Consider the following 11,493-nt stretch of genomic DNA (forward strand, 5'->3'; position numbering starts at 1 on the left):
TCAGGACCGTCGCACGCTGTGGACGACCTCGCCCCTCGTCGTACCTGTGGAGGAACAGTAGCCCGAACAGGTGTTCGACGGGAGGTTCTCGCGCGGCGTGTCGCGCCGCGATTCAGGAGACCGGGTCGGTGCCCGCAGCCGGGGCGCCGGTGAAGCGTCCGGCCACCACGACCGTGCCGGCGAGGAGCGCGGCGAACGCCGCGAGGACGGGGTAGCCGAGCGCGCCGACGATGACCCCGGCCAGGGCGCCGCCGCCAGCAGCGGTGAGCGACATCGCCATGTCGGAGGTGCCCTGGACGTCGGTCCGCGCCTCGATCGGGGTGCGGTCGGCGATAATCGTCGACGCCGACACGGTGGCGAAGGACCAGCCGAGGCCGAGCAGGAACAGCCCGGCGAAGATCTGCCACGAGCTGCCCTCCGGCGAGAGCCCGCACAGCGCCAGCGAGACCAGCAGCACCACTCCCCCGGCGACCAGCACCGGGCTCCGCCCGAGCCGGTCGGCGGCCCACCCGACCACGGGCGAGAACGCGAACATGCCGAGCACGTGGATCGAGATCACGAACCCGATGACGTCGAGGTGCGCGCCGCCGTGCTCCATGTGCAGCGGCGTCATGATCATCACCGTCACCATCGCCGCGTGGGCGCACGCCATCGCGACGACGGCCGCACCGACCGCGGGCACGTCGCGGGCGACCTCGAGGAAGCGGCCCCAGGACCGCCCGTGCGGCTCGTCGCCCCCACCCGGTCGGATCCCGGCCGCCTGCTGGGCCAGCAGGAGCGGGTCGGGCCGCAGCCGCAGCCACACCCAGCCGGCGGCCAGCACCAGCACGACCGAGCCGATGGCGAACCCGCCCGTCAGCTCGGGGATCCCCGCCCGCCGGGCGACCGCGCCGCCGACGCCGACGAGGTTGGGACCGGCCACGGCGCCGATCGTCGTGGCCCAGACCACGACCGACAGCGCCCGGGCCCGGTGCTCGGGGGTGGCGAGGTCGGTGGCGGCGTAGCGGGACCCGTTGTTGACCGCGGTGGTCGCGCCCAGCAGCACGGCACCGACGAGCAGGACCAGCATCGAGTCGACGACGCCGGCGACCACGGCGAGCACCGCCCCCGTGGCGCCGAGGAGGTAGCCCGTGACGAGGCCGACCCGACGTCCGCGTCGACGCATCACCCGGGCCAGGCCGTAGGCCGCCGCGGCGGTGCCGAGCACCTGGAAGGTCTGCGCGAGGCCGGCCATCGTCTCGCTGCCGGAGATGTCGCGCGCGAGCAGCGAGGCCGTCGCGACGCCGATGGTCACCCCGACCGCCCCGACCGCCTGGGAGACCACGAGGGTGCGGACTGTGCGGCGCTGGACGTCGGCGACGTCGTGGACGCCCTGGCCGGCGTCGGCCGGGGCACTCACCGCTCGGTGTCCGGCAGCTCGAGCTGGCGCCACACGGCGGCCCACACCTGCTTGGGCGGCACGCCGGCGTCGAGCGCCTCCTGGGTGGTGCGCCCGTCGAGGTCGCGCACCACGGTGAGCTCGGCCCAGGTGCGGGAGTAGTCACGTCCCAGCGCGTGGTCCAGCCGTGCCCAGAACTCCGTGTGCCTCATCCGAGCATCGAACCACGGACCGCCGACACCTCGAGCCAGGCCTCCCCCCGCGACCCCGGCACCCCCGACCGGACCTCGAGGTCGGACCAGCCGGCGCTCGCCAGCGCGTCCGCGAGCGCGTCGGCCCGCCAGTAGGTGAAGTGGCGCGCCCGGCTGATCGAGCCGTGGGTCGACCACCCCTCGCCGTCGCCCTCCTTGAGGGAGGCGCGGAGGACTCCGCCCTCACGGGTCACCGCGGCGAGCCGCGACAGCACCGTCGGGAGGTCGGCGCGCGCGACGTGGAGCAGCGAGGCGTTCGCCCACACGGCATCGTACGACCCCTCCGGCGAGGAGAGGTCGTCCACGAGCGGGTCGAGCAGGTCCGCCGCGAGACCCTGCTCCCTCAGCAGCGCGACGAAGGCTGGCGTGACGTCCGTACGCCGGACCCGCAGGCCGAGCCCCTCCAGGAGCCGGGCGTCCCGGCCGCCGCCCGACCCGATCTCGAGCACCCGGGCGCCCGGTCCGAGACGGTCGGCGAGGGCAGCCATGTCGGCGCGCACCGAGGCCGGCGCCGGCGGGGAGGCCTCCGCGTAGGCGACGGCGTCGAGGTCGTAGGCCCGCACCGTCTCGTCGCGGGTGTCGCTCACGAGTCGCGGGCCCCGACGTCGTGCAGGTGGTGGACCACGTCGTGCAGGTGGTAGCTGCCGAGCGACTCGACGGTGAACTCGTCGCCGTTCGACCGGGTGCCACGGCGCGCACGCGTCGCGTCGGTGACCGACGCGTAGATGCCGGCGACGGCGCCCGCGCCCTCGACCAGCGCCACGGCGACCTCCCCGGGGTCCTGGCCGGGGTAGTCGCGCTCGAGCGCAGTGGCGTCCTGGTCCCAGTTGGCGAAGGTCGGCGCGTCCTCGTCGAGCATGAGGCGCAGCCGCTGGGCGAACAGCTCGTGCACGTCGCGCACGTGGCAGGCGTACTCCAGCGGCGACCAGACACCGGGTGCCGGGCGCTCGCGGACGTCGGCCCGGGCGCAGACCTCGGACCACGTCATGGCCGTGTCGTGGAAGAGCCGCGGGAGGTCCTCCAGCCCCTGGGCGGCCGGGTCGAAGCCGCACTCCGGGCACGTGCGCTCGAGGACCCAGGTCCAGTCCTTGGTGTCCGGAGTGATGCCGTCGGGCGCTGTGCTCATGCCGGTCATCCAACCAGTCCACGCGCCGGGGACAATGCGGGGAATGGACATCCGCCGCGCACTTCCCGCCGACCTGCCTGCCGTGGCGGAGATCTACGGGCGAGAGGCCCGGGAGGGCCACGCCACCTTCGACCTCGAGCCGAGGCCGATGCGGCTCTGGGAGGAGAGGCTGGCGGCCGACGACCACTTCCTCGTCGCCGCCCACGACGGCGTGGTCATCGGCTACGCCACGTCCTCCCCGTTCCGGCCCAAGCCTGCCTACGGCCACACCCGCGAGAGCACGGTGTACGTCGCGCCCGGCCACCAGGGCCTCGGCACCGGACGCGCCCTGTACGACGCCCTGCTGGCGCGGCTGGCCGACGACGGCGTGCACCTCGTCGTCGCCGCCGTCGCCCTGCCCAACCCGGCGAGCCTCTCGCTGCACCGCGCGTGCGGCTTCGAGGAGGTCGGCACCATGCGCGAGGTCGGCCGCAAGCACGACCGGTGGGTCGACGTCATGTGGCTGCAGAAGCTGCTCGGCCGGGACCCGGGCTAGGACAGCCCGAGGCGCTCTGCGGCCACCTGGCGCATCTCGACCTTGCGGACCTTGCCGGTGACGGTCATCGGGAACTCGTCGACCACCATGACGTAGCGCGGGATCTTGTAGTGCGCCAGCTTGCCGGTCGCGAACGCGCGGACCGCGTCGGCGTCGAGCGGCTCGGCCCCCGGACGCATCCGCACCCAGGCGCACAGCTCCTCGCCGTACTTCGCGTCCGGGACGCCGACCACCTGCACGTCCTCGACGTCGGGATGGGTGTAGAGGAACTCCTCGATCTCGCGGGGGTAGATGTTCTCCCCGCCGCGGATGACCATGTCCTTGATCCGGCCGGTGATCCGGACGTACCCGTCGTCGTCCATCACGCCGAGGTCGCCGGTGTGCATCCACCCGTCGGCGTCGACGGCCTCGCGGGTCTTCTCGTCGTCGTCCCAGTAGCCGAGCATCACCGAGTAGCCGCGGGTGCAGAACTCGCCGGCCTCTCCTCGCGGCACCGTGTCCCCCGTGACCGGGTCGACGATCTTCACCTCGAGGTGCGGGCAGACCCGGCCGACCGTACCCACCTTGCGCTCGAGCGAGTCGTCGCGACGCGTCTGCGTCGACACGGGCGAGGTCTCGGTCATGCCGTAGCAGATCGTCATCTCGTCGATGCCCGCACTGATGAGCTTCTTCATCATCTCCTCGGGGCACGGCGACCCGGCCATGATCCCGGTGCGCACCGACGACAGGTCGTAGGACGCGAGGTCCGGCAGCGCCCACTCGGCGATGAACATCGTCGGCACGCCGTAGAGCGAGGTGCAGCGCTCGTCGGACACGGCCTGCAGCGTCAGCGCCGGGTCGAAGCCCGGCGCCGGGATGACCATCGTGGCGCCGTGGGTGGTGCACGCGACGTTGCCCATGACCATGCCGAAGCAGTGGTAGAAGGGCACGGGGATGCAGACCCGGTCGGCCTCGGTGTAGCCGCACACCTCGCCGACGAGGTAGCCGTTGTTGAGGATGTTGCGGTGGCTGAGGGTCGCGCCCTTCGGGAAGCCGGTCGTGCCCGAGGTGTACTGGATGTTGATCGGGTCGTCCGGCTCCAGCGAGGCAGCGCGTGCAGCGAGGTCGTCCGCACTGATCCCTTCGCCGTCGGCGAGCAGCGCCGACCAGCTCGCCTCGTCGTCGAGGTAGACCACCCGCTCCAGGGCGTGGTTGCCGGAGGCGGTCTCCTCGACCATTCCGCGATAGTCACTCGTCTTGTACGACGTCGCGCAGACCAGCAGGCGCATGCCCGACTGGTTGGCGACGTAGGCGAACTCGTGCGTCCGGTAGGCCGGGTTGACGTTGACGAGGATTGCCCCGATGCGGGCCGTGGCGAGCTGGACGAGCGTCCACTCGGCGCTGTTCGGCCCCCAGATGCCGACCCGGTCGCCCTTCTGCACACCCGCGCCCATCAGTCCGCGTGCGACGCGGTCGACGTCGGCATCGAGCTCGGCCCACGTCCACCGGCGTCCGCTCGTGCACTCCACCAGCGCCTCGCGGTCGGCGTGTGCCGCCACCGTCCGCGCCAGGTTGGCCCCGATCGTCTCCTCCAGCAGCTCCGGAGCCGACTCGCCCTTCGCGTATGAGTCCATGACCCGAACCTAGACCCGGACCCGTGTCAGGTCAGCAGCAGCCGGTCGAGCCGGCGCCGTACGACGAGCAGGCCGGCGACGCCCATCGCGACGAGGTAGACGACCGAGACCCCCGACTCCCAGGTCACGACGCCCGTGGTGAGCTCGCGGCAGAGCACCACCCCGCGGTAGAGCGGCGACGCCTCGACGAGCCACCGCAGCACGCCGTCGCCGAACGCCTCGACGGGGAAGAAGGTCGCCGAGAAGAGGAACAGCGGCATCTGGGCCAGCGTGATCTTGTCGAAGTCCTGCCAGGACGTCATCCACGTCGTCAGCGCCATGCAGACGGCCGAGAACGCGAAGGCGATCAGGATCGCGGCCGGCAGCGCCAGCACCGCCCACCACGAGTCGACCAGGCCCATCGCGAGCATCACGAGGAGGAAGGCCGCGGAGTAGACGGACCCGCGGATCAGGCCCCACGCGATCTCGCCGCGCGCGATGTCGCCGGTGGTCAGCGGGGTGGCGAGCATCTGGTCGTAGAGCTTCTCGTACTTGAGCTTGAAGAACACGTTGAAGGTGGAGTCGAGCAGCGCCCCGTTGAAGGCCGAGGTGGCGAGCATGGCGGGGGCGACGAAGGTGGCGTAGGGCACCTGCTCGCCGTGGAACTCGAACGTGTCGATGAGCTGCCCGACGCCGATGCCGATCGAGAACAGGTAGAGCACCGGCTCGAGGAAGCCGGTCAGGAAGAGCTTCCAGGCCGACCGGTAGACGATGAAGTTCCGCAGGACCAGCAGCCGCGCGGCACTGGCCGGCGTCAGCGCCGCGGGGATCGCGGTCCGGGTGAGGGTCGCCACCTCACACCTCCAGCCGCTTGTCGAGGCCGGACACGGCCCACCACCAGCCGAGGACCGAGAGCGTGACCAGCACACCGAGGTTGATCGCGGCCAGCGACCAGTCGACGGTGTCGAGGCAGAACATCCGCGACAGCGAGACGCCGTGCCAGAGCGGGGTCAGCCGCGCCACCCACTCCAGCACGGGGCCGAGGTTGGAGATCGGGAAGAACGCGCCGGAGAACAGCGTCAGGGGCAGCACGCCGAGCCGGAAGAGCAGCCCGAAGCCCTCCTCCGACCTCAGCCGGGCGGAGTAGCCGAACGTCAGGAACGCGAACGCCGTGCCCACCAGCACCTGCGAGAGCCAGGCCAGCACCGGGCCCCACCAGCTCTCGAACACCCCGAACGGCGCGAGCACGAGCATGAAGACCGCGCACGCGGAGGCGACCCGGAAGACCACGAATCCGACGAAGGCGTTCACCAGGTCACGCACCGCCAGCGGCGTGGCGAGCTGGGCGAAGAACGTCTTGTGCCACTTGATGGCACCCATGACGGGGTACGTCGACTCGCTCACCGCGATCGTCATCGCGTGGGCCGCGACGAGACCCGGCACGATGAACGCGAGGTAGGAGGTCGCCCCCTCGAGCGTGTCGGGGTCGCCGTCGATGAAGCCGCCGAGGAGCACGCCCATCGCGACGACGTAGAACAGCGGGGTGGCGAACGAGCTGACCACTCCCCCGCGCCAGGTGCGCTTGTAGACGGTCAGCCAGTAGTCGTACTGGCGGGCCATCCCCTCGAGCGGGCGCAACGAGCCCTGCAGCTGCGTGGCCATCAGTCGGCCAGGCTCCGGCCGGTGAGGCGCAGGAAGACGTCCTCGAGGGTGGAGCGGCGCACCAGCGTCGCGATCGGGTGCAGGCCGCGCTCGAGGACGGCGGTGACCACGTCCTCGCCGTGGTCGCTGTAGACCAGCAGGCGGTCGGGCAGCACCTCGACGCGGTCGCCGAGGTCGTCGACCTTCCCAGCCAGTGCCTCGTGCTCCCCCACGCCGAAGCGGAGCTCGGCGACCTCCCGGGTGGAGTGCGCCGCGATCAGCTCCCGCGGCGAGCCCTCGGCGGCGATGAGGCCCTTGTCCATCACGACCAGCCGGTCGCACAGCTGCTCGGCCTCGTCCATGTAGTGGGTGGTGATCACCAGCGTCACCCCGGCCTGCTTGAGCCGGAACAGCTGGTCCCACAGCACGTGGCGCGCCTGCGGGTCGAGGCCGGTGGTCGGCTCGTCGAGGAGCAGCACGTCGGGGTCGTTGATCAGGCTGCGCGCGATGGTGAGCCGGCGCTTCATGCCGCCGGAGAGGTCCTCGACCTTGGACCTGGCCTTGTCGGTGATCTGCGCGAACTCGAGCAGCTCCTGCGCCCGGTCGCGGCAGGTGGCGCGGTCGAGGCCGAAGTAGCGGCCGTAGATGTAGAGGTTGTCGAAGACGTTGAGCTCGTTGTCGAGCGTGTCCTCCTGCGGGCAGACGCCGAGTCGGCCGCGGATCGCGGGGCCGTCGGTCGCCGGGTCCATGCCGAGGATCCGCAGCTCGCCGGAGGTCACCGGGCTCACCGACGCGATCATCCGCATGGTGCTGGACTTGCCGGCGCCGTTGGGACCCAGGAAGCCGAACGCCTCCCCCTTGCGGACCTCGACGTCGATGCCCTTGACCGCCTCGAAGTCGCCGAAGGACTTGCGCAGCCCCCGCGCCGAGATCATGGATTCCGTCACGTGTCCCGACCCTAGTTGAGAGGACGCCGACTACCCGGCAGGGCGCGGTCCCCACATCTGCTCGAGCCGGTCGTGGTCGCGGCCGTGGTCGGGGTCGATCTGCAGGACCACCGAGTCGGGGAAGCCGCCGTCCGGGGTCTCGACCTGCACCGTGATGAGGTCGATCGGCGCGACCGTCGAGCGCCAGACGACCTCGGCGACCTGCTCCACGAGGTCGTCGACCACGACCGTGTCGTCGGCCTTCACGTGGACGTCGGCGGACGACGCGTTGGTCGGCGAGTCGGAGACGTAGGCGGAGCGCACCACGGCCTCCACCCCCGGCAACGCCGAGGCCTCCCGGGCGATGTCGCGCATCAGCTCGTGGCAGCCGTCCACCTCGCAGCCCTCGAGGTCGTCGTCATCCCCGGAGACGGGCGTCCACTCACTGCCGCTCGGGCGCTTGCCCCACCGCTCCTCGAAGGAGGCACGGTCGGCACCGAAGTCGTAGATCACGGTCTCGGCGTACCCGTTGCGGAGAGTGCCGCCGACGCTGAGCGTGTCGAGCGGATTGACGCCCGAGCTCCACGCCGCCTCCGCGACGGTGTCGAAGAGGGTGGCGAGGTCGGCCGAGACGACGTCCTTGCCGTCGAAGTCGACGCCCAGGCTGAGGTAGCCGCTGCTCGTCGTGGTGCGCTCGGCGCTGCGCACGGCGCGGACGCCGTCGGCCGACTCCAGCCCGGCGACGAGGTCGGCGACCTCGGAGGTGCACTCGCCGCAGCCGGTCGGAACCTGCGCCGACGACGGCTCCGTGTCGAGCGGGTTGGTGCAGCCCGTGAGCACCACGAGCACGCAGACGACGGCGGCCGAGACGTTCCACCTCATGACCGCAGCCTGCCAGACCGCCGGGTCAACGGGTGACCTGGTAGGACACCACCGGGCCCGAGGTGCCGCTGCCGAGGTAGCCGTCGTCGTGCATCCGGGTGATCTGGTCCTGGATCGAGCCGTTGCTGGACGCGTCGGCCGCGGCGGCACCGTGGGCGTAGTGGTCGAGACCGTGGTTGTCGCCGATGTCGCTGCTGCCCTCGTCGAACTTCACGGTCGTCCGGTTGGGCTCGTCGGGGTTGTCCTCCCCGTCGAGCAGCGGCACGGCGTCGCCGCGGTTCTCGAAGTGGATGGCGTGGGTGCTGTCGGGCAGGTCGGTCACCTGTGCGGTCGGCGAGCCGGCCGTCACGACGTGCTCGACGTTGAAGTGGCGGGTGAACTCGGGGTCCGCGGCCAGCGACGTCGACACCATCCCACCCTGCGAGTGGCCGACCAGCATGACGTCCTTGCCCTCGAGGCCGGCGTCGATCATCGCCTGCTGGATGCCGCGCCCGTAGGCGCTGTCCACCCCGCCGATGAGCTGGTAGTTGGTCTCCATGTCGCGGGCGTGCTCGCCGTCCTGCGGGATCGGGCTCATGTCGTCGGTGCCGGGGATGTAGACGATGTACTTGTCGCCGACCTGCTGGATCTGGATGGCACCGTGCTTGCCCGGGTCGTCCTGGTCGATGCGGTTGGTGGCGTCGAGCTGCGTCATCAACGCGCTCAGGCTGTCGGGCACCTCGGCGTTCGCCCCGCCGCTGACGACGTCGATCGGCCTCACCTGGTAGTCGGTGTCGTTGCCGAGCAGCAGGGCGAGCAGTCGGGCCGCGTCGTTGGTGGTCGCCTGGTCGATCGGGCCGTCGCCCGGGTTGAGGAGCCCGAGGCCGGGCACGAGGTTCTGCAGGAGCCCGCCTCCGCCGTTGATGAGGTGCTGGGCGAGCTCGGGGTGGTCGTGGAGCAGCTGGCCGAGGTCCTCGGCGAGCTGCGCCTTCAGCGCCTCCTGCTCCTCCGGCGAGAGCGTGGAGTAGTAGGCGTAGCTGATCCCACCGGCAGCCAGGAGCGTCGGCAGCGCCACGACCGTCCCGGCCAGCAGCAGCTGTCCCAGGGCGTTGTCGAGCATCTCCATCGCGTGCCGCGACAGCGAGTCGCTGGCCTGGAACGCGGCGATCACCGCCCGGACGCCGAGCGCGTCGGCCTCGATGCCGATGGCGCGCACCGTCAGGCCGTTGGCGCCCGTGGTCGCGTCGAGGACCTGGACCTCGGCGTCGCCGAACGTGATCGGCGACAGGATCGCCGACTCCAGCAGGTCGCCGTTGGCCATGACCCGGGCGCCGAGACCGGCCATCTCGACGAAGTCGCCGGCCTGCCGCTCGTAGCGCTCGGCGAGCGCGAGCATCTGCTCGTAGCCGGCCTCCACGCCGTGGGAGCCACCCGAGACGGACTCGATGGGAGGAAGGGTCCCGCTGCTCACGACGTCACCTCCGCCGCGAGGACCGCGAGGGCGCGGGGCAGGTCGGTGGGCTCCCGGCGCTCGATGCGGACCATGTTCCAGCCGTCGCGCCGGAACGGCGTCAACGACCTCCAGCCGTCGTGGAAGAGCACCCACTCGACGATCCCCGCGCCAGCGCGACCGCGTTCGCTGCGGCCCATCACGGCGGCGTGCAGGCGACCTCGCGCGGAGCTCTCGAGCTGCTCGTGCCAGCGGCGTACGTCAGCGTCGTCGGCGGTCTCGAGCGACCCGGTGTCCGGGCCGGCCAGCGTCATCCCGGTGTAGTCGGAGACCATCTGGTCGAGCAGCTCGAACCGGCGCCGCTGCACGGCCTCGCCCGTCGCGAGGAGGAGGTCCCACGAGGTCTCGACGACATCGGGCAGCGGCTCGACGTCGGGGGCGGCGCTGAGCGTGCGCGTGTCGACCCAGGCGGCGCGGCCCAGCTCCAGCCACCAGTCCTCGGCCGCGAGCCAGCTGAGCTCGAAGGTGGCGCCGTCCGCGGTGGACAGGCACACCACCCAGTCGTCGAGGTTGCGGTGCCAGCTGCGCACCCGGACGCGGCCGCGGGCGAGGGTGACCAGCATCTCGAGCTCGACGGCCAGCACGGGCGAGTGCCACACGGTGAGCACCGCCCCGCCCTCCTCGGTCGGGGTGTCGCCGTCGAGGAGCCCGGCGGCGACGAGCAGGTCGTCCGTCTGCTCGGGCGCGACGGGCGCGGCCGGGTCGGCGGGCTCCTGCGACGGTGCCGTGCCGGCACCGCCGAGGCGGTCGCCGAGGCCGTCGAGCGACCCTGATGAGGACACCATCTGCGCGGCCGGGGAGGGCACGCCGGACAGCTCGGCGAGCCGGTCGAGGGCGGCGCGGGGCAGGCGGACCCGGCGCGGGACCACACGCTGCGGCTCGACCTCGTTGCCGTCGGCGTCGAGCACCACCGCGCTCATCGGCCGGCTCCCGGGATCTGGTCGGGCACGTCGAGCCAGTCCTTGTGCCCATCGGGTGGTGGCTGGAAGGACGCCAGCATCTCGTCGATCGGGTCGGGCGTGACCTTCTTGATCAGGTCGAGCGCCTTGTCGGCGAGGTCCGCCAGGCGCGACCTCGCACCCTCGATGAGACCACGCACGCGGTTGGCGATCTCACGGATCAGGTCCTTGAGGCGGTCGACCTCGTCGGCGTGGTGGCGCAACGCCTGCGCCGCGTCGTCGTGCTCGTCGGCGGTGGCGCGCAGCGCGACGGCCCGCTCGGCCATCCGCTCCCGCATCGCCTGGGCGGCGCGGCCCTCCCACACCACGAGCTGGGACGCGTTGACCAGCTGGTCGGCGTCGCGGCGGATCTCGGCGCCCTGCTCGCTCATCTGCTGCGCCAGCCTGCGGATGACCGCGGTGTCTCCGTACATCTGCGTCTCCTCAGGAGTGGGCCGGGAGTGGGCCGGCGGCTGCTGACCCGTCCATGCCCCGCCACGACCGCGGGCAAACCCGCGGGAGCGAGCCTGGGGAGAAGGCCGCCGGGCGCCGACGTACCCGATGCTGGGCTGGCGCGCGCGATGTCCGGGTCGCAGACTCACCAGCAGGGCGGGACGAGGAGGTGTGGTGGGCCTGGTGCTGGTGCGGGTCTGGACGGCCGCGGCGCTGGTCGCCTCGGGCGTCCTGATGTACGTCGCCTCGTGGCAGCGGTGGTCCGGGCCGTGCCCGTGGGGC

Annotated in this window: 13 protein-coding genes; 1 reads left to right on the forward strand and 12 read right to left on the reverse strand. The window is 71.9% G+C overall.

Annotated elements, in window-relative coordinates; genetic code table 11:
* Window positions 1-112: 112 nt before the first annotated feature.
* Genes Q9S36_RS47230 through Q9S36_RS47245 form a run of 4 tightly spaced genes read right to left on the reverse strand, consistent with a single transcriptional unit; the run spans window position 113 to window position 2,755 of the window.
* Window positions 113-1,399, reverse strand: coding sequence for an MFS transporter (locus tag Q9S36_RS47230; RefSeq protein WP_311291665.1), 1,287 nt, complete (start codon window positions 1,397-1,399; stop codon window positions 113-115).
* Entirely contained in the window at window positions 1,396-1,590 is a 195-nt protein-coding gene (locus Q9S36_RS47235) for a DUF3046 domain-containing protein (RefSeq protein WP_311291666.1), read from the reverse strand. Before Q9S36_RS47235 ends, Q9S36_RS47230 begins: the two co-directional genes overlap by 4 nt.
* Complete coding sequence (locus tag Q9S36_RS47240; RefSeq protein WP_311291667.1) at window positions 1,587-2,216, reverse strand: class I SAM-dependent methyltransferase; 630 nt, start codon at window positions 2,214-2,216, stop codon at window positions 1,587-1,589. The genes Q9S36_RS47235 and Q9S36_RS47240 overlap by 4 nt, the downstream gene beginning before the upstream one ends.
* Complete coding sequence (locus tag Q9S36_RS47245; RefSeq protein WP_311291668.1) at window positions 2,213-2,755, reverse strand: DinB family protein; 543 nt, start codon at window positions 2,753-2,755, stop codon at window positions 2,213-2,215. The genes Q9S36_RS47240 and Q9S36_RS47245 overlap by 4 nt, the downstream gene beginning before the upstream one ends.
* A gap of 43 nt (window positions 2,756-2,798) precedes the next feature.
* Between Q9S36_RS47245 and Q9S36_RS47250 the strand changes: the two genes are divergently transcribed.
* Window positions 2,799-3,290 carry an N-acetyltransferase family protein gene (locus Q9S36_RS47250; RefSeq protein WP_311291669.1) on the forward strand — a complete coding sequence of 164 codons (492 nt, stop codon included), beginning with the start codon at window positions 2,799-2,801 and terminating at the stop codon, window positions 3,288-3,290.
* Here the strand turns inward: Q9S36_RS47250 and Q9S36_RS47255 are convergent.
* Genes Q9S36_RS47255 through Q9S36_RS47290 form a run of 8 tightly spaced genes read right to left on the reverse strand, consistent with a single transcriptional unit; the run spans window position 3,287 to window position 11,192 of the window.
* Window positions 3,287-4,903: an AMP-binding protein gene (locus Q9S36_RS47255; protein ID WP_311291670.1), complete on the reverse strand. Its 1,617-nt coding sequence runs from the start codon at window positions 4,901-4,903 to the stop codon at window positions 3,287-3,289. The genes Q9S36_RS47250 and Q9S36_RS47255 overlap by 4 nt on opposite strands.
* Before the next feature lie 26 nt (window positions 4,904-4,929).
* Window positions 4,930-5,736 carry an ABC transporter permease gene (locus tag Q9S36_RS47260; protein ID WP_311291671.1) on the reverse strand — a complete coding sequence of 269 codons (807 nt, stop codon included), beginning with the start codon at window positions 5,734-5,736 and terminating at the stop codon, window positions 4,930-4,932.
* Between the two features lies 1 nt (window position 5,737).
* Window positions 5,738-6,544, reverse strand: a complete 807-nt coding sequence (locus Q9S36_RS47265) for an ABC transporter permease (protein WP_311291672.1) — start codon at window positions 6,542-6,544, stop codon at window positions 5,738-5,740.
* Window positions 6,544-7,458, reverse strand: a complete 915-nt coding sequence (locus Q9S36_RS47270; protein WP_311291677.1) for an ABC transporter ATP-binding protein — start codon at window positions 7,456-7,458, stop codon at window positions 6,544-6,546. The genes Q9S36_RS47265 and Q9S36_RS47270 overlap by 1 nt, the downstream gene beginning before the upstream one ends.
* 42 nt (window positions 7,459-7,500) lie before the next feature.
* Window positions 7,501-8,331 carry a hypothetical protein gene (locus Q9S36_RS47275; protein WP_311291673.1) on the reverse strand — a complete coding sequence of 277 codons (831 nt, stop codon included), beginning with the start codon at window positions 8,329-8,331 and terminating at the stop codon, window positions 7,501-7,503.
* Window positions 8,332-8,356: 25 nt separating this feature from the next.
* The gene (locus Q9S36_RS47280; RefSeq protein ID WP_311291674.1) at window positions 8,357-9,781 is read right to left on the reverse strand and encodes a hypothetical protein; all 1,425 of its coding nucleotides are present in this window, start codon (window positions 9,779-9,781) and stop codon (window positions 8,357-8,359) included.
* Window positions 9,778-10,740 (reverse strand): hypothetical protein, encoded by a 963-nt coding sequence (locus Q9S36_RS47285; protein WP_311291675.1) that lies wholly within the window; start codon window positions 10,738-10,740, stop codon window positions 9,778-9,780. The genes Q9S36_RS47280 and Q9S36_RS47285 overlap by 4 nt, the downstream gene beginning before the upstream one ends.
* Complete coding sequence (locus tag Q9S36_RS47290) at window positions 10,737-11,192, reverse strand: hypothetical protein (protein WP_311291676.1); 456 nt, start codon at window positions 11,190-11,192, stop codon at window positions 10,737-10,739. Before Q9S36_RS47290 ends, Q9S36_RS47285 begins: the two co-directional genes overlap by 4 nt.
* Between the last annotated feature and the right edge of the window lie 301 nt (window positions 11,193-11,493).

This window comes from Microbacterium sp. ARD31, from assembly GCF_031844425.1.

What these genes read in the sequence shown, in the direction of transcription:
- Q9S36_RS47275 (WP_311291673.1), bottom strand. Translation starts at nt 8,331, where the DNA reads ATGAGGTGGAACGTCTCGGCCGCCGTCGTCTGCGTGCTCGTGGTGCTC.
- Q9S36_RS47290 (WP_311291676.1), bottom strand. Translation starts at nt 11,192, where the DNA reads ATGTACGGAGACACCGCGGTCATCCGCAGGCTGGCGCAGCAGATGAGC.
- Q9S36_RS47265 (WP_311291672.1), bottom strand. Translation starts at nt 6,544, where the DNA reads ATGGCCACGCAGCTGCAGGGCTCGTTGCGCCCGCTCGAGGGGATGGCC.
- Q9S36_RS47255 (WP_311291670.1), bottom strand. Translation starts at nt 4,903, where the DNA reads ATGGACTCATACGCGAAGGGCGAGTCGGCTCCGGAGCTGCTGGAGGAG.
- Q9S36_RS47270 (WP_311291677.1), bottom strand. Translation starts at nt 7,458, where the DNA reads ATGATCTCGGCGCGGGGGCTGCGCAAGTCCTTCGGCGACTTCGAGGCG.
- Q9S36_RS47235 (WP_311291666.1), bottom strand. Translation starts at nt 1,590, where the DNA reads ATGAGGCACACGGAGTTCTGGGCACGGCTGGACCACGCGCTGGGACGT.
- Q9S36_RS47250 (WP_311291669.1), top strand. Translation starts at nt 2,799, where the DNA reads ATGGACATCCGCCGCGCACTTCCCGCCGACCTGCCTGCCGTGGCGGAG.
- Q9S36_RS47285 (WP_311291675.1), bottom strand. Translation starts at nt 10,740, where the DNA reads ATGAGCGCGGTGGTGCTCGACGCCGACGGCAACGAGGTCGAGCCGCAG.
- Q9S36_RS47245 (WP_311291668.1), bottom strand. Translation starts at nt 2,755, where the DNA reads ATGAGCACAGCGCCCGACGGCATCACTCCGGACACCAAGGACTGGACC.